Source organism: Negativicutes bacterium (assembly GCA_021372785.1).
GTDB lineage: Bacteria > Bacillota > JAAYKD01 > JAAYKD01 > JAAYKD01 > JAJFTT01.
This window is the reverse complement of sequence record JAJFTT010000030.1, coordinates 1-17,658: the sequence shown is the minus strand read 5'-3', so window position 1 is coordinate 17,658 and position 17,658 is coordinate 1. Positions and strand designations below refer to the sequence as shown.

The 17,658-nt window shown below is 50.8% G+C and carries 14 protein-coding genes; 4 read left to right on the top strand and 10 right to left on the bottom strand.

The window, feature by feature from the left end:
• From LLG09_03730 to LLG09_03690, 9 genes are all read right to left on the bottom strand, one after another.
• Positions 1-366, bottom strand: a 366-nt coding sequence (locus LLG09_03730; protein ID MCE5196222.1) for a hypothetical protein, incomplete at its 3' end; no start/stop codon positions are given.
• Positions 353-1,108 (bottom strand): CpsD/CapB family tyrosine-protein kinase, encoded by a 756-nt coding sequence (locus LLG09_03725; protein MCE5196221.1) that lies wholly within the window; start codon positions 1,106-1,108, stop codon positions 353-355. The genes LLG09_03725 and LLG09_03730, both read right to left, overlap by 14 nt.
• Entirely contained in the window at positions 1,101-1,808 is a 708-nt protein-coding gene (locus LLG09_03720; GenBank protein ID MCE5196220.1) for a capsular biosynthesis protein, read from the bottom strand. Before LLG09_03720 ends, LLG09_03725 begins: the two co-directional genes overlap by 8 nt.
• 708 nt (positions 1,809-2,516) lie before the next feature.
• Positions 2,517-3,173 (bottom strand): hypothetical protein, encoded by a 657-nt coding sequence (locus tag LLG09_03715; GenBank protein MCE5196219.1) that lies wholly within the window; start codon positions 3,171-3,173, stop codon positions 2,517-2,519.
• A gap of 135 nt (positions 3,174-3,308) precedes the next feature.
• Complete coding sequence (locus tag LLG09_03710) at positions 3,309-5,270, bottom strand: S-layer homology domain-containing protein (GenBank protein ID MCE5196218.1); 1,962 nt, start codon at positions 5,268-5,270, stop codon at positions 3,309-3,311.
• A gap of 143 nt (positions 5,271-5,413) precedes the next feature.
• Complete coding sequence (locus LLG09_03705) at positions 5,414-5,719, bottom strand: hypothetical protein (protein ID MCE5196217.1); 306 nt, start codon at positions 5,717-5,719, stop codon at positions 5,414-5,416.
• On the bottom strand, positions 5,686-7,017 hold the full coding sequence (glnA, locus tag LLG09_03700; protein MCE5196216.1) for a type I glutamate--ammonia ligase: 1,332 nt from the start codon (positions 7,015-7,017) through the stop codon (positions 5,686-5,688). Before glnA ends, LLG09_03705 begins: the two co-directional genes overlap by 34 nt.
• A gap of 341 nt (positions 7,018-7,358) precedes the next feature.
• Positions 7,359-7,886, bottom strand: a complete 528-nt coding sequence (locus LLG09_03695) for a hypothetical protein (GenBank protein MCE5196215.1) — start codon at positions 7,884-7,886, stop codon at positions 7,359-7,361.
• A gap of 55 nt (positions 7,887-7,941) precedes the next feature.
• Positions 7,942-9,255 carry a thymidine phosphorylase gene (locus LLG09_03690; protein ID MCE5196214.1) on the bottom strand — a complete coding sequence of 438 codons (1,314 nt, stop codon included), beginning with the start codon at positions 9,253-9,255 and terminating at the stop codon, positions 7,942-7,944.
• Between the two features lie 233 nt (positions 9,256-9,488).
• On the opposite strand from LLG09_03690, the gene LLG09_03685 reads away from it, so the two are divergent.
• Positions 9,489-11,888 (top strand): UvrD-helicase domain-containing protein, encoded by a 2,400-nt coding sequence (locus LLG09_03685; GenBank protein MCE5196213.1) that lies wholly within the window; start codon positions 9,489-9,491, stop codon positions 11,886-11,888.
• 58 nt (positions 11,889-11,946) lie between these two features.
• Here LLG09_03685 and LLG09_03680 read toward each other — a convergent pair whose 3' ends face one another.
• On the bottom strand, positions 11,947-13,341 hold the full coding sequence (locus LLG09_03680) for an MATE family efflux transporter (GenBank protein ID MCE5196212.1): 1,395 nt from the start codon (positions 13,339-13,341) through the stop codon (positions 11,947-11,949).
• A 348-nt stretch (positions 13,342-13,689) separates the two neighbouring features.
• Here LLG09_03680 and LLG09_03675 point away from each other — a divergent pair, with 348 nt between their 5' ends.
• The 3 genes from LLG09_03675 (at position 13,690) to LLG09_03665 (ending at position 17,461) form a co-directional block, all read left to right on the top strand.
• On the top strand, positions 13,690-14,139 hold the full coding sequence (locus tag LLG09_03675) for a RidA family protein (GenBank protein ID MCE5196211.1): 450 nt from the start codon (positions 13,690-13,692) through the stop codon (positions 14,137-14,139).
• 40 nt (positions 14,140-14,179) lie between these two features.
• Positions 14,180-14,848, top strand: coding sequence for a hypothetical protein (locus tag LLG09_03670; protein MCE5196210.1), 669 nt, complete (start codon positions 14,180-14,182; stop codon positions 14,846-14,848).
• 147 nt (positions 14,849-14,995) lie between these two features.
• A complete protein-coding gene (locus LLG09_03665) occupies positions 14,996-17,461 on the top strand; it encodes a M14 family metallopeptidase (GenBank protein MCE5196209.1) in 2,466 nt (821 codons plus the stop codon).
• Positions 17,462-17,658 lie beyond the last annotated feature (197 nt).

Here is a 17,658-nt window from a genome sequence, read left to right as displayed (position 1 = left end):
GGCATCATAGGCCCAGGTTCCCCAACTCTCCGGCGGCATTTCAATCAGGATATAATTCGTACTGCCGATACACAGCTGCTCCAAAGCCGGCAGGTTGGGCAATTCCATGCAAAGTGTCACTTCCGCGGCGGAGATCAATTCTATGTTCTGCTCGGCGGCATAGCCTTGCAGCAATTGCAGGGCGTTTTCTCTGAGCGGCAAAAAGGTTGCCAAATCCTGCTGCCAGGCATAAAAATGAGGTGTGGTTACCACGGTACCCACACCTGCCTTTTTGGCAGCCTGCAGTTGCTTCAGCGACGTAGCCAAGTCCTTGCTGCCGTGATCCACACCGGGAAGCAAATGCGCATGGAAATCAACGCGATTCATTTTCTTCCTCATAGGCCGATTTATGACCGTATTTATAACCATATTTGTAACTGTAACGGCCATATTTGCTGTTATAGCGATAACGGTTCGCATATTTGCCGACATCCACATCATTTAAAACGATACCCAAAATATTCACACCGGCTTGCTCCAGAGCGCTTACCGCCGACTGCAAGACTTCTTTGCTGCTGAAACCCTCCCGTGCGACTAATACCAAGCCATGACAGCGGCTGGCCAGTACCGCCGCATCGGTCACCACGTCGACCGGCGGCGTATCAAGAAAGATGTAATCAAACCTCTCGTTAAATTCAGTCAGCAGGCGCATCATCGCCTCGGAAGCCAGCAATTCCGCCGAATTCGGCGGCAGTGTTCCGGCCGGCAGGACAAAAACATTCTCATAGGCAGTGCTATAAATACACTCCGACTGCGTTAAATTACCCAAGCGATCACTCAAGCCCGGTGAAGCCGGTACCTTCAGCAAACGGTGAACTCTGGGTTTCCGCATATCCGCATCCACGATCAAGACCCGGGAACCGGTCTGCGCAAAGGTAATCGCTAAATTGATACAGGTCGTTGTCTTTCCCTCTGCGGCAATAGCGCTGGTGAAAATCATTTCTTTTTTGCCGCTGCCGCTTAGCATAAACATAAAATTCGTCCGGGCTGCCTTGTACGCTTCAACCACCGCAAACGGAGTCTGCGCCGATAAAACCAGATCCTGTCTTTGACTTTTCTTGCTATTCATGTTTCTGACTGCCTCCCTTTTTCCCTGACGTGTTGGCCGGGATGGTAGGGATGACACCAACCACGGGGATATCGAACATCTCTTTAATATCCTCTTCGGATTTGATGGTGGTATCAAACATTTCAAGCAGCAGAATCCCCATCACCGAAATCATCAGACCCAGGAGAGCGCCGATGATCGTGTTGAGCATAACATTGGGACCGGAAGGTATGGTCGGCAGTTTTGCTTCATCAATCACCTCGACCGAACCGGCTTTCATGACTTTGACAATTTTTTCGGCGCCGACCGCCAGGAGCGTGTTGGCGATGATTTGCGCATGTTCGGGATTTGTGTTTTCAACCATGACCTTGATGACTTCCGTATTGTTTTCGGAAGATGCGCTGATCATGGCTTTGATTTGAGCGGCGCTATATCCTAAATTGGTTTGTCTGGCTACTTCGCTGAGCACAGAATCACTTTTCAATAGAACCACATAAGTGCTGACCATATTGCGCGCCACCGTTAAATCGCCGGTCGTCAGTGCACCCGTCGTTCGGTTCTCCGAATTATAAACATAGAGGGTGGTTGAGGTAGTATAAACCGGATCCACCCAAAACCGAAAAACAGCGAAGGCAACAGAAGCGCCTACGATTACACTCAAAAGAACGATCCACCATTTTTCCAACAGGATTGCAATCAATTTTCTCAAATCAAGTTCCATATTATCCCCCACCTCATGCACACTTCAGCTGTTCAGCATTAGGGAAAAAAGTGCTGTGTTCTTAGTGCATGGCTTTCCGCTGTATTTTTTACTGACCTCAGATGTTTGGCAGAAACCGTTCCGTCCAAAAGACCGTCTGCTTTTATCGCATCAATACCTTGCTGATTCTCAATTTCCCCGGCTGCAGCAATGCATCGCCTCGCCGCATTTTTTCAGTATCGGTTGAAATTCGCTGATTTTTTAAGAGATGATATCTTTCACACGGCATGACACGCTCCTGCTTGCCTATGGCGTGAACTCAAACCCCACAGAGTTCCGCTCAGCGGCCCAATCGCGCTCAATTCAGGCATGATCTCCGGCTGAGGTGCGAAATTGGAAAAAGGACAGCTGTCACAGGCAAATCGGTGATCGCTTCGGAACACCGCTTGCTGTGATCAAATTCTCCACGTTTGAGCAAACTTCCTGCTTGCCCTGTTCAATTGCTGACTGCCACGGTTGAACCTAACTGGATGCGGCAGTCGGTCTTGTTTCCCGATTCCGCATTGGCTTTCAGACCGGTCATAGTTTGTTCCTGCCGTCTCGCCGGCAGCCGGCCGTACTGCGGTATTAAAACCGGGCTTGTTGTATTGACCGCCAAGTACAACGTGAAACAGATACCTAATTGTATGTGTAAAACAGAACACAGGGTAATCTGTAACCTCTGCCCCGTTATTTCGTGATCATCGTTAAATTTCCTTTATATTTTTCATAATACGCTTTTACTTTCTGCAAATCTTCACCGCTGAACCGGCTGTAGCAGATCGCTTTCGCAGCTTCTTTCTCTGGCGCTGTCAGCACACCGTCATTGACCATCTCAAACAGTGTGGAAAGATCCGCTGAAGTTAAGTTCGAAAGGACCAGCATGGCAACGGAAAATTTGTCGCCGCTTTCCACCGAAGCCATGATTTCCTCTTCCGTCAATTGCGGCTGCGTCACAGTTGGCTGCCCGGCTGCCCGCGGGGGATCGGTGACGGGAGGTGCTGCCGTTATCGGGTCAGAAGACGGCGAGCCCGGCTGCGTTTGCGGCGAGGCTGTAATCGGTTCCGCATTGAGCGGCGGTTGCGGCTTTGCCGGCAGAGAAATCTCCGGAGAGGCTGGCGGCACGGCAGAGGCAGCCGGCGGCACAGGCTGTTCCGCCGTTGTTGTTTCTCTTGTTTTCTCCGTTGCCGGCGGTAAAACCGGATTTTCCTGCGAAGAGAATACTTCTGAACTATCGAGCCGCAGCATATTGCGGAAGAGATAATCGCCCATCCAATAAGTACTGACTAAACCAATCGTGATAACCAAACTGACGACACAAATTAAGACGACCCAAAAACGTTTCATCGGACTGCCTCCTTTCCGGAAAAGCTTTATCGATTTTATGTTATGAAAAAACTATGAGCGGGGCGGTGCAGAACCGCCCCGCTCAAAATCGCTATCTGGATAGCGATATCAGCTGTGAGAAAGCCGAAAGCAAAATTACTGCGATACCGTGTTTTTATAATAGGCAACTAATGTGCTGTAGTCTGCTGGTAAGAGTAAACCTTGCATTAAGGTCTTTAATCCGTCTTTTGTTATGCTAAGCTCGGCGGAGACACCCGTAACATCAGGCATAATCACATGAAGTGTCATTGTAGTGCTGGTGCCGGAACCTGAAACAGTGCCGGTAAAGTTGTATTTCTTATACAAATCAGCTAAGCTGCCTACTGTCAATACAACACCTTGATTTGTAATGGTTGTCTTTTTGATAGTTAAGCCCTCGCCGGCCATCGTGTTGGCATAAGAGGTCGAAACAGTTGCAGAAACAAAATGGTAAGAAGGCACCACAGCGGACAAATCTAAATTAATAACATTGCCTGCTATGGTTGCATCAACAACAGAATTATCCGACATTGTCACGGAGAATGCAGTGATTGTTGCAGCCGGTGTCTCTTCTTCCACAGGCGGTGTTACCACCGGCGGTGTGGTCGGGGTTGTGGTGGCAGTTCCTGTTTCGGTCACGGTCGTTGTCGTGTTGGCCGCTACGGCAGTGCCGTTGACCTCCGAACCGGTGACCGATGCAGCGACTACAACGGAGACCGCTGTGCCCGGCGCCGTTACGGTCACATTATCGGCTGTAACATTGACTGTAGTAATTGCGGCGCCTTCAGCAGCCAGAACGGTCGTCTGTTCTGCGTTGACTTTAATTGTTGTCACGGTTGCATCGGCACCGACATTCACTGTTGTGGCAGCCGCTGTCGGAGCGACGGTGAGCGTTGTGACAGTAGCGTTGGTCATCGTGACATTCGTCTCGGTATTGACCGTGACATTCGTCATGTTGGCATTCAGGGTAATGACCGCATCGGCGGGACTGCTTTGGGCGGGAACATTGACCTGAACATCCGTAATGGCGCCGCTGCCGCTACTGGTGACTGTCGTATTGTTGCTGTTGACAACCAGGGAAGCAACCACCGTATTGTCAGCAATTTCCAAATTGGCATTTTCGGCATCGACGATTACTTTGGCGATACTGCCTTCGATTTTCACGGTCTCATTGGCAGCAGTTTCGGCAATCGCAACTTCCAGACCGCCGGCATCCGTGGTAAAGATACGGGTTCCTCCGGACGGTGTGGCTGCAATGGTAATACCATTCGGATAATTACCGCCCATGATCACAACGGAATTCATGCCGCCGCCGCGGATAATGACTTCGCCTTTAACGGTGCAGTCCTTCAGGTAAATATTACCGGTATCAATGCCGTCGCCGGCAATCAGATTGCCGTTGAAAGTCACACCCTCGAAGCGGGCATCGGATACTCTGACCAGCACATTGCCTGCGTAATCATCGGTATAAGTAGCCGGAGTAACCACATAGGTCTGAACCAGGTTATGCATGACCTGCGCAAACTCAGCCCGTGATATGGGACTGAGCGGCATTAATCTATTGTCGCTGCCGCAGACATAGCCGGCCTTGACCATACCGCCCATTTCGGCTTCAAACCAGCTGCTGACGAAAGCAGCATCGAGGAAACCGGCGTAATCTGCTTTGCTGCCGTTGGCAATATGGAACGCTCTGGCTAAAACAGCAAATGCCTGTTCGCGGCTGACCGCATCTTCCGGGTTGAGCCTGACCCCATCCCCTTCCATCACTTTCATCTCAACCGCCTTGGCCATCTCAACAGCATACCAGGCGTCGGCATCTACATCAGAAAAGCGTGAAATGTCCGCGGCTGCTTTGGTTCCAAACGCTCTGACAACAATTGCGGCCAGTTCCGCTCTTTTCAGCGAATCATTCGGTTTTAAGAGTCCGTCGCTGCCGAACAGCAGCCCGTTCGCTACCGCCTGCTGAAGAGCTTCGGTTGACCAATTGTTCGGCATATCGGAAAAGCTCTGTGCCATTGCCGCACCGGAAAAACAGAGTAAAGCAACGATCATCAGTACCAGAAACAGTGTCTTTTTCATCTTCATCGTTCACTCCTTTCAAATTCAAGACTTTACAGAGAGCCGCTGCGCGATACAAATAATTCCGCCCGGCCGGGGAAACGATATCGCTCTGTTTTCACCGCCGCATTGTGAAAGAAAACGATGGATCGCTTTTGCCGGCTTTACTTTCGGATTTCTTTTCTTTTTACTGAAACACTGATTGCCGCTGCTCTATGTATTAATTTTTTCTTTCGACACTCTTTTGAAAATTCCTTTCTTGTTTCCAGCTTTTTATAAATAAATTTGCAATTTTTTTCAGCCCTGAACGGTATTCTGAGCCAGCGCGGCGCATTGTCGGATTCTGCCGCCTTTCTAAACGCTGCCGCACGGCAGAACAACCGCCGCCGGATTTCAGTGAAACCCATGGCAGCGGTTGATCTGTGTTCGCTTTGATTTAGAAACTCCAGAGATAGCGATTCAATTCCCACTCGTGCACCTGCTGAGAATAATCGGCCCATTCCTGGCTCTTGGCATTGAGGAAGCTCTGAAAGACATGTTCGCCTAGTGTTTCACGCATCAAGGCATCCGCTTTCAAGGCGTCCATTGCCTGATTCAAATCACCGGGTAAGGAAAGAATATTCCGGATCTGACGCTGCTTTTCGTCCAGCTCATAAATATTATCCGAGATGGGAGCCGGCGGAACCAGCTGGCGTTTGATTCCATCCAGGCCGGCTTTCATGCTGACCGCCAGCGCCAGATACGGATTGCAGGAACAGTCCGGGCTGCGCAATTCAATCCGCGTGCCAATCCCGCGCCGGCTGGGGATTCGAATCAGGGGGCTGCGGTTCGCCATCGCCCAGGCAATATAGACCGGCGCTTCATGTCCGGGAACCAGCCGCTTATAGGAATTGACCAGCTGATTGGTAATGGCTGTCATCGCACCGGCATGATCCATCAACCCGGCGATATAGGACTCTGCCATCCGCGATAATCCCTGCGGACGCTTCTCATCATAAAAAGCATTGACACCATTTTGAAAGACCGATTGATGGATGTGCATACCGGAACCGGCAACACCGGCAATCGGTTTCGGCATAAAAGTTGCATGCATGCCATGGCTGCGTGCGACAATGCGAACCACTGTCTTCAAGGTAGCGATATTATCCGCAGTTTCGATCGCGCCGGCATATTTAAAATCGATCTCATGCTGACCATGCGCATTTTCATGATGCGCCGCTTCAATGGAAAAACCCATTTCCTCTAAAGTGATGACCATATCGCGGCGCGCTTCTTCACTTTTATCGGTTGGATCCGTATCAAAGTAGTAACCTTTGTCAAACGTCCTGACCGTCGGACAGCCATTTTCTCCCTGTTCAAATAAGAAGAATTCCGCTTCGGTGCCGGCGCACAACTGGAAACCCATCGCTTCCGCTTCTTTGACCACTTTTTTCAAAACGCCGCGCGGGTCACCGGCAAAAGGAGTCCCGTCCGGATTATGCACATCGCACAACAGTCTGGCTGTTGTCTGCCTGCCGCTCAGCCAGGGGTAGATCACAAAAGTATTCGGGTCCGGATAAAGCAGCATATCCGCTTCATTGATCCGGACAAACCCTTCAATGGAGGAACCATCAAATGCAATCTCATTGTTGAGCGCTTTATCCAATTGCGTAACGGGAATCGAAACTGTTTTCTGAGATCCCAGGATATCAATCAATTGAAGCTCGACGAACCGCACATTGTTCTCTTTGGCCATTGCCAAGACATCATTTGCTGTTTTTGCCAACATAAACCATCCCTTTCAGTTTTTTGTTCGGACCATATCCAACAAGATATGATTATTATAAATCTATCGTTCGCTTTTGTCCAGCCCTTTTGTCTGTTCCTACCTGTATGTTTTTAAAGTAATCCGTAGATAAAAAGCTTCCCTTTCCGCCAGGGTTTTAGGGGGTGTGCCTCTTGCGGCTGATCCCATCCCCGTCCCTCGGAAAAAAAGGAAGCAATTTTTGTATGTGCGGCAACCGGTCAGACGGCGCCGCGCTGCCGGGAGCTATTCCGTGCCGCCGGAAGTTATTCCGTGCCGCCGGGAGCTATTCCGTGCTGCCGGCTTCTTTTCCTGGTGTAAAGCCACTACTCCTGGCCAGCGGCAGATCCGGGCAGAAAGAAACGAGCCATTGCTTTTCCGAAAGCATAGAGTACAGGCAATTTCAGCTGCAATCCGCGCATCGCTGTTTCCGAAGCCAAGATTTGCGCAGCCAGCACCAGTAAAGACAGCGCCAGAGAAAACCAACCCATGATTTGCGCCGGCTGCGCCAATTCCAGTTCTCCGCCGCCGCTTTGGGTGATGTAAGAAATAATAAAACTGCTGATCAGATTAATCAGCAAACGGAACAAGAAAGCAATCATATGGATGGCGGCAGCCTGCAAGGCATGCAGTTGTACCAATTCGTCTTTGCTGAACTGACAGGCCAATAAGGACAGTAACCAAAATACCGCGAAAACAAGCGGTGATTTCAGCAGGAAAAAGAAGATGCTGCTGCCCAAATAGAGGGCAAGCATCACCACACGGCTGTCCAAACCGAAGAAAGAGCGTTCAATCTCCGTGCCGTGTTTGGCTGCGTTTTTGTTTTTATGCGACTGATCCGATTTTTTTGTCATCCGATTCACCTTTCCCTATTGCAATTTCTGAATTGAGCACGTAATCTCTCCCGGTTCAGTGGATGATCTGCAGAATGGAAGAGGAACGCCGCACCGGTTGCGGACTCAGGACGAATGCCTGCCGGGCTGTTTCTTCCAAGAGCAGCTGTTTTTCCGGCTCACTTTCATTGGTATCGATCGTGAGCAGGACTTGATTTGGCTCAATCGGGTCCGTTTTTTTTCGCTCCAGCAGCAAACCAACCGAGTGATCGATCTTTTCTCCTATCACTTTCCGTCCGCCGCCCAGTTCCACAACCATTTTTCCTAAACTCAGGGTATCGATTTCTTGAATCCAGCCGGCTGCCTTCGCAAGAACAGGCAGGTGAAATTTGGCACGCGGCAACTGATGCCGCAGCAATACCCGCGTGTTCCCGCCCTGGAGGGAGACCATCTCCAGAAACTTTGCCAAAGCCTGGCCATGATCCAACAATTCCTCCAGGCGGCGGCGGTCTTGCGCTTCAGCCTGACTCAATCCGGCTAATTTCAGCATTTCAGCGGCAAAGAATAACGCCAATTCGCGCAGGTCCTGCGGTCCGCCTCCGTTCAGCGCCGCCATGGCTTCTTCAATTTCCAGAGAATTGCCGATCGCATAACCCAAAGGTTCACTCATGTCGGTCAGTACAGCCACCGTTTCACGTCCGGCAGTCTTGCCGATCGCTACCATCAACCGCGCCAATTCCACCGCTTCCGCTTCGGTTTTCATAAATGCTCCGTTGCCAACCGTCACATCCAACAGAATCTTATTGCTGCCGGCCGCCAACTTTTTGGACATGATGCTGGCAGCAATCAGGGGAATCGACTGAACGGTTCCGGTGACATCCCGCAAGGCATAGAGTTTCTGATCGGCAGGCACCAGATCATGCGTCTGGCCGATAATCGCCAGTCCCATGCGATCCACCTGTCTGATAAAGGCTTCCGGTTCCATTACACTGTGAAAGCCGGGGATTGACTCTAATTTATCCAGAGTTCCTCCGGTATGCCCCAAACCCCTGCCGCTCATCTTCGCGACCTTCACACCGGCCGCCGCAGCCAGCGGCGCCGCGACCAGCGTCAGCTTGTCCCCAACCCCGCCCGTACTGTGTTTATCGACTTTGATTCCCGCGATCCGCTGCAAATCCAGCTCTTTGCCGGACTTCAGCATCGCTTCCGTTAAATCAAAAGTTTCCCGCTCATCCGCTCCCCTGCAGCAGATAGCCATCAATAAAGCGGCCGCCTGATAATCCGGAATCAGTCCTTCGGCGTATTGCTCTACAAAATAAGCTATTTCTGCGCGGCTGAGCGTCTGTCCTTCCCGTTTTGCGTTGATGATATCCACCATTGTCATTGTCATCCTGCACCTTCTTTTCATCGCGTCGCACTTTCTCAGCAAGAATTGCCCAGAGATGCTTTAGAAATTAGCTGATTTGTAATCATTTTGCCTCGTTACAGAAGATTTAAAATGATTATGTATTTCTCTTTTCTTTTTCCGGACAAAAGGGTATAATTAAAATTCATCTTTGTCTTTTATTTTCGCCTCTTTTTACTCGTTTGTCAAGTGTTTCGCATAAAGGGGGACGATTTATTATGCGTGCCGCTGCCCATGCCGCTTACTTGGAAGAAACGCATCATCTCCGCATGACTCTGGAGCAGATTCAGCAGTGGAAAGAAAAACTGGTGGAGCAGGCTCATTCCTCTCAGGCAGAAATCGACGAAATTCTGAGCAATCTCGCCGATGCGAAAAAGCCGGAGGATCTGACACAGGCGCAGCAATTGGAAATGACCCGGGTCGAAGCCGCTTTGACCCGCCGTACGGTGCTGAGTCTGGCTGAAAAAGATCCCTATTTCGGTCGTATAGATCTTTCCACCCTGGAGTATGAATTTCAGCACAATGTCAATTTCGAGCATGTCGGTAATAAGGAATCCAGGGGCGGCGTCAGAGTCCGCGACAATACTCCGCCGACCGAAGTATTATACTTAGGCAAACTGGGTGTGGAAAACGAGGAAAACGGCACTCAATTGATTGTTGACTGGCGCGCTCCGGTCGCTGACCTTTATTATGCCGGTATCCAGGGCCGCACCCATTTTGAGGGCCCTTACGGTCCGATTGAAGTGGAATTGCATTTGCTGCGACGGATTTTAATAGAGAGCGGCTGTCTGAAGGAAATTTCCGACCAGGAAGAAGCGGCCGGCATTGATGATTTTCTCTTATCGCGTTTACGGGAAAATGCCGGCACCGGTATGAAGGACATCATCTCTACCATCCAAAAAGATCAAAACGAAATCATCCGCTTACCTTTTACGCAGCCTTTGGTTGTGCAAGGTGTGGCCGGCAGCGGTAAAACATCCGTCGCCTTGCATCGCATGTCCTATTTGCTCTATGCCAAACGCAAGGAGATTTACCCGGAAGATACCCTGATTCTGACACCGAGCCGTTTATTTTTCGGTTACATCGCTTCCGTCATGCCGGATTTGGATATCCGGCGCTGCCGGCAGAAAACCTTTGCAGAAATTGTTCTGGAACAAATCGATCAAAAAATCAACCTGCAAACCACGGCGCAATGGATGACCCGTTACTGCAATCAGACAGCCAGCGCGATTCAGCCTCCTCTGCAGAAAGAAGCGGAACTGCTGCAAGTCAAAGGGAGTCTGGCGGCGATTGCTGCCATCGACCGCTATTTCTCGTTTCTGGTCGGTGTGATTCTGCCGGCTGAGGATTTAATGACGGCAGACGGTGTCGTTTTGGCAAAACACGACGACATGAAACTGCGTTATGACGACCTGAAGCATCTGCCGCTCGACAAACGAGTGAAAATCATGCACCGTTGGCTGCAAATTCAGAGTAAACGGCGCAGCGCGAAGGCAAAAGAAGAGATTTACGACTATTACGAACGCCGTCTGGAAATAGTACGCAGCCGCTTCCCGGTTCATTTGCAGCATATGCCCAACCCCAAGGCGATTCAGCTGCTGCAGGAACGTGACGATGCCCTCAAACGCCTGCAGGCACAAGTGGACCTGGCGCTGAAGCAGTACCGGCAGCAAATGCCGAAACAGCTTTCCCTGCTCAATTTGTATCAGGAACTGCTGGGCAATGAAGAAAACCTCAGCCGTTTCTGGCCGGAATTGTCAGCGGAACTGCGCAGCGCCATGGTTTCCCATCATAATCGCGCGGTCAGCCATCTGGATCAGGAAGATCTCGCTCTTCTGCTGCGTCTGAAAGAACTATTATACGGTTTAAAAGAGCAGTATATCCATGTCGTCATCGATGAGGCGCAGGATTTAAATCCGGCGGAGTTTTTTATGATCCGCCGTTTGCTGGGAGATACCACTTCCATGACCATCGTCGGCGATCTGGCGCAAGGCATCTATCCGCAGCGCGGCCTGACCGATTGGAGCAGCCTGATGGATGATATCATCCACGACAAGCAGATCGTTTACCGCGAAATGAGGCGCAGCTACCGCAGTTCGGCAGAAATCATCAACTTAGCGAATACGCTGCTGCTGCAGGAAAACACCACCGCTGCAGAAGCGGTGCGTCACACCGGTGATTTACCGGTGCTGCACGGCTTTGCGGCCGGTCCTAAAGCCTGGCAGCAAAAAGCGGCGGCGGTCGTGGCGCAAATCAAAATCTGGCAGCAGCATGCCGATCTGAATACCTTTGCCGTTTTATGCAAAGGCAGCCAAAACTGCCGGAAATTGTATCAGGCCCTGCAGGCTCTTTTGCCCGGGGAAGTGGAATTAATCAGCGAGGAGACCGATCGATATCAAAGTAAAATCGTGGTCCTGCCGGTGTTCTTAGCCAAAGGTTTGGAATTTGACGCCTGTTTTGTGGCAGATGCCGAAAACACCGTCTACAGCAACAGCAAGGCGGACCGACATCTGCTCTATGTTGCGCTGACCCGGCCTTTACATCGCCTCGCCGTCTATTACAGCGGCACCATTGCCGATTGTCTGCGTGATTTACCTTCTTCACTCTATCAAACATAAAAAACCTTTGCGGTTTGGCTGACCTTTTGAGGCCGCCGCAAAGGTTTTTTGTTTTTCTTTAATTAATCGTATCCTGCAGTGCTTTCTTTTTCCAGGTCCCCATGATTTGATAACGCGTAAAGCTCATCGCGAACCGGACGAAAATATCAATGGTCATGGCATACCAGACACCCATAATGCCAAGATTGAAATAGCGGGATAATAAATAAGACAACGGCAAACGGACCAGCCAATAACCGACGGAACTGATCACCATAGTTGCTTTGGTGTCTCCCGCCCCTCTGAGCGCCCCGTTGAGCAGTCCGGTCATCTGCTGCGGAATTTGGCAGATTCCCATCAGAATCAGATATTTCGCCCCCAGGTTCACCACCGCCGGATCATTGCTCAGCAGCGTGAAGACCACTTTCGGAAAGAACAGGAGAATGGAAGCGGTAAAAGCAGTCAGCGCAAGATCCAATTTGACCAGTTCTTTGACATAACGCTGCGCCAGAGGAATCGAACCGGCTCCGACCGACATGCTGACGAATGCCGTGGCCGCAATGGAAAAGCCGGTAGAAGGCATATACGACAGCGATTCCGCCGTCATTCCCTGCTGATGCGCCGCCAGCGAGACCGTACCAAAAGAGGCTACCAGGGAAGTCAGCATAATTCCGCCGAATTGCAGGAACAAATTTTCAGTTGCCGCCGGTACGCCGATATTCAGGATCTGTTTGGTATCCTTCCAGACAAAACGCAGACCGCTAAACCGCAGCGACAGACTGTTCTGACGAAAATACAGAATATAAAGCGCCATAAAACCGCCGATCACCTGCGCAATCACCATCGCCCAGGCTGCCCCTTTCAAGCCCAGGGCGGGCAGGCCGAATTTACCAAAAATCAAAAGATAACCCAAAACCGCATTGATGATGTTCATGGTGGAAGCAACCATCATCGGCACCTTTGTATTGCCCGCGCCGCGCATCAGCGCGCCTACCACCTGGGTAATCGACATAAACGGCACGCCCAGTGCCGTGATCTTTAAATAGAGCGTGGCGTTCTCCAATAATTCGCCGGTCGACCCATAGAGAAGCGAGATCAGGCGACCGGGAAACAGTACGAGCACCAAGGTAAAGATTAAAATAATGCTTAACGTTAGGGTAATCGCCTGTTCCGCAAAACGATTGGCTGCCTTCTGATTGCCTGCACCGATGGATCGGGCAACCATAACGGTTGAGCCGGTACCGATGGCGGCAAACAAAGCCCAAACCAATTGGGTGATGCGTTTGCCTAAACCAACGGCACCGATGGCGACGGTGCTGACCTGGCCGATCATTGCGGAGGTGACCATACCAATCATCATTTGCAGCACGGCCTCTACCGTAGCCGGCCACGCCATATCAAAAATCTTGCTGCGCATTTCTTTGGTTGTGATGGCTTCCATCTGCGCCAGGCGAGCCTTACGCGTATCTTCCATAGGTCAAAGAACCTTCTTTCTGCCGGCCGGCACCTCTTGTCCGGTCACGAACCGCTGCCGAATACAGAATTCCCGCATTGCATTTCAATATTTTCACTCTCGAAGGATCAAACTCCTTCTCAGATTGATCCCGGTACGGAATCCGACAGTGACACATCAAGCGACGGCACAGCAAGGCAGCGGTTTCCTCTGCAGATTCTTTTTTCGATCGAATGACTGTGCGGCAAGTGGGCTGAAATACGCCGATTTCAAAAACAAAAATGCTAATTATCAGAATGTTTCTTAAAAAAGGGCAGGACAACCATTTTACGATGCAGAAATGAAATAAAAATGCAAAGGATGAGGAAAATGTCAAACATCGAAAACCGTTTAAAAACACTGGGTATCGTGTTGCCCCCGCCTGCTGCTCCTCTGGGGATCTACCGCCCGGCCAAACAAATCGGTAATCTGATCTATACCAGCGGCTGCGGATCCCGCAGTTATATCGGACGGGTCGGCAGCGACTTCAGCATCGCTGTCGGTCAGGCCGCCGCCAGAGAGGCTGTGCTCAATTGTCTGGCGGCAATCCAGTCTTTGACCGGCGATTTGGACCGCGTCGAAGAAATTTGGAAGTTACTCGGTTTTATCCGTTCCGCCGCCGGCTTTTCCGAGCAGCCGAACGTTCTCAACGGAGCTTCGCAGCTTTTGCTTGATTTGTTCGGTGAAGCCGGACAACATGCCCGCTCTGCCATTGGTGTTTCCGAATTACCGGAAGGTATTGCCGTTGAAATCGAAATGATTGTTAAAGTAAGAGACTGATAACCGCAATCAGTGCCATAACAGCAGTGGAGGTTTGATTATGCAGCACAATAATTTTGGCTCGATCTTTAAAAAAAATAACGAGACAGTAAAACCGGGCATTCCGTTCACACCTCCGCCGGCTCCTCCCCGCCTGAAAATCCAAACGATTGCCAGCTTGCAAGTCAGTTATTTTCAGCGCGAACAGGCTTGCGTGGAGTTTCATCGCCTGGATCCGGATTATGAAGTCTTTCGTTTACAGCTGCACCTGTTCTTGGTCACTTATGCCGAAGTACTATTTCAGTTGACCGGTCTGGAAGAAGCCTGCCAGCTTGTCGCTTATCTTGACTCCATGATTCCCTTTATGCTGCAGAAAGAAACTTCTATGGAAAAGCGGATCAATATTCTGGGTGAGAATCTGGAATTGCTGCTCTGCGACAATAACCATGCTGCCGTAAGCAATAAAGTCACCACTCTGCTGCAGGTCACCTTGCCGCTGGGTACGATGAGCACGGAATTTCTTTTCTCCGCCAGCGAACCGGAATATTATCTGCCTTCCGCCATCCTGCTTTGCCTGCAGGATCTTCTCTATTCGGTCAATGATCGGCAGCTCAATCAGGTCTTTTCGGCGCTGCAGGCAATGCACACTTTTTATCAGACAGTCAAAAATTATACCGTCCCCGATGCGCGCCGGGAAGCACCCGCCTATGCATTACGCTCCGTCTTATAACGGAACCTTGAGAAAACCGCAGGAAATGCCGCCGTACATTGCCTGCGGTTTTATTTATTTATTGCTGACAGGCAGGGAAAATGTTTCTTGCAGCGAAACAATAATCAGTATTCATGCAATCTGATTTTTTAAAGGAGGTAGTTTGTTATGCAGCTCATGACACCAAAGGAATTCTTAGGCTTTGAGCCCGGCAGTGACCGCACGCTGGCCGATTGGCCGCAGATGCTGGCCTATTTTGAACATCTGGCTGCGGCTTCCGAACGGGTCAAACTGACTGAAATGGGAAAATCCACCGAGGGTAAACCTTTCATCAATCTGATCATCTCCTCGGAATACAACATGAAACATCTGGAAACCCATCGGCAAAACCAGGCGCGTCTGGCTGATCCCAGAGGCTTATCGGACGAGGATGCCAGGGAATTGATTCGCATCGGCAAAACGATTGTGATGATTTCCTGCGGAATTCATTCTACCGAAATCGCCGGACCCGAATACAGCATGGCGCTGGCTTATTCCCTGGCTGCCGCAACGATGCCAAATGCGGAACAAATTTTGGACAACGTTATTTTAGTGCTGGTCCCTTCCCTGAATCCGGACGGACATCAGATGATTACAGAGTGGTACCGTAAAAATCTGGATACTCCCTATGAAGGCGGCGTCATGCCCTGGCTCTATCAAAAATACGTCGGACATGATAACAACCGCGATTGGTATACCTTCAGCCAGGTAGAAAATCGCCTGACGGTGGAGGAAATCCATAATCAATGGCATCCGCAAATTATCTATGACATGCATCAAATGGGAACCACTGCCGCCCGTTTCTTTATTCCGCCTTATGTCGATCCCATTGAACCGAATGTGGATCCGATCATTCAGCAGGAAATCGTCTGGATCGGCTCTGCCATGGCGCAGGAGCTCACCGCTCAGGATAAAAAAGGCGTCTTGATCCATGGCATTTATGACGCCTGGAACCCGGCGCGCGCCTTCCAACATACCCATGGCGGCATCCGTATCCTGACGGAAGCGGCCTCCTGCAAAATCGCCACACCGGTCAGTGTAAAATTCGAAGAATTGAGTACGGGTATCGGTTATGACGGAAAAGTACGCGCCTGGAATTTCCCGGAACCCTGGACCGGCGGCGAATGGCATCTTTCTGATATCATCGAGTATGAACGGCTGGCCACCGAAGCCTTACTTACCCACGCAGCCCGCAACCGGGAAACCTGGCTGCGCAACTTCCTGCAGATCGGCCGCAAAGCAGTGAACCGTCAGGGGGCGCCTTACGCTTTTGTAATTCCCGCCGGACAAAGAGCGACAGACAGCGTTTACCGCCTGCTGCGCATCTTCCAGATTGGGCAAGTCGAACTCTATACGGCGGATCAGCCGTTCAGCTTCAATGGCAAGACGTATGCTGCCGGTTCTGTAATTATTCCTGCCGGTCAGCCTTATTTTGCTTTTGCAAAATGTCTGCTGGAGGTCCAGGATTACCCCGATATCCGCGAATATCCCGGCGGACCGCCCCAGCGTCCCTATGATGTCACCGCATTTACGCAAGGTCTCTTAATGGGCATCGATACGGTGACGGTCACAGAGCCGCTGAGCGTTAGGATGACACGCCTCTCTGATGTGACACCGAAAGCCGCAGCGGCGCCCCGCAGCGATGCTTCCTGCTACATTGTCGATCCCAAACTGAACGACGGCTTTGCTTTTGTCAATGATTTACTGCAAAATGGCTTCAAAGTAGAACGTCTGACCAAAACCATCGAAACCAAAGAGGCCGTGCTCCCCGCCGGTTTATGGGTAATCCCAACCCAGGTCGGCCTGGCGAGATTGATGCAGGACTGGGCGGAAAAAGGTCTTGTGATTACCCCCTGGGAGAATGGACTGCCTACCTGCAGTCTGCGTCCCGTCCGTTTCGGTCTCTACAAGAGCTGGACCGGTGAAATGGATGAAGGCTGGCTGCGCTTTGTTTTAGAACAATTCCACTTTGACTTCGAGAGCCCCGGCAATGAGCTGATTCAGGCTGGCAACCTGATTGAAAAGTATGATGCCTTGATCCTGCCGAATATGCCGGTACAGCGGATTCAGGAAGGTTTACCGGAAAGCATGGTTCCTGCTCCCTATTTTGGTGGTTTAGGCGAAGCGGGTGCCGCGGCTTTGAAAGATTTTGTCCAGGCCGGCGGTGTTCTGATCGCCATCGATCACGCCGTTGATTATGCCATTGAGACACTCGGAATCCCCGCCAGGAACATCTTGGCTAAATTACCTCCCAAAGATTTTTATATTCCCGGCTCTCTGCTGCGTGTTTTCGTCAATAACGAACATCCGGTAACCTGGGGTGCGGAAAAAGCAGAACCCATCTGGTTCCAGCGCTCGGGTGCTTTAGCGGTTGATAGCGGCACGGTTCTCGCTCATTATCCCAGTTCGAATCTCCTGCTATCCGGTTGGATGCTGGATCCGCAGGCGCAGCTCAACGGCCGCAGCGCTCTCTGCGAAATTCCCATGGGAAAAGGCCGGATCGTTTGCTTCGCTTTTAATCCCATCTATCGGGCGCAGGCGCATAACACCTATAAACTGATCTTCAATGCCATCCTAAGCGCCGGCATCAAATAGGCTGCCAAACCCAAAGAAACGCGATGGGGGCTTCCTTTTTTTGGGAAGGCGCTTCGGTATCAGATCCTGCCGGGCTGCTGCATAAAATTCAGTTTGCATGCCCGGCAGTGTTAGTGATTGACAGAACCGCTTCTCTATGGTAGAATTGATGTTGGATCCTGTAGTATGCCAGGGGGACGGGGGTTGTGGCACAGGTG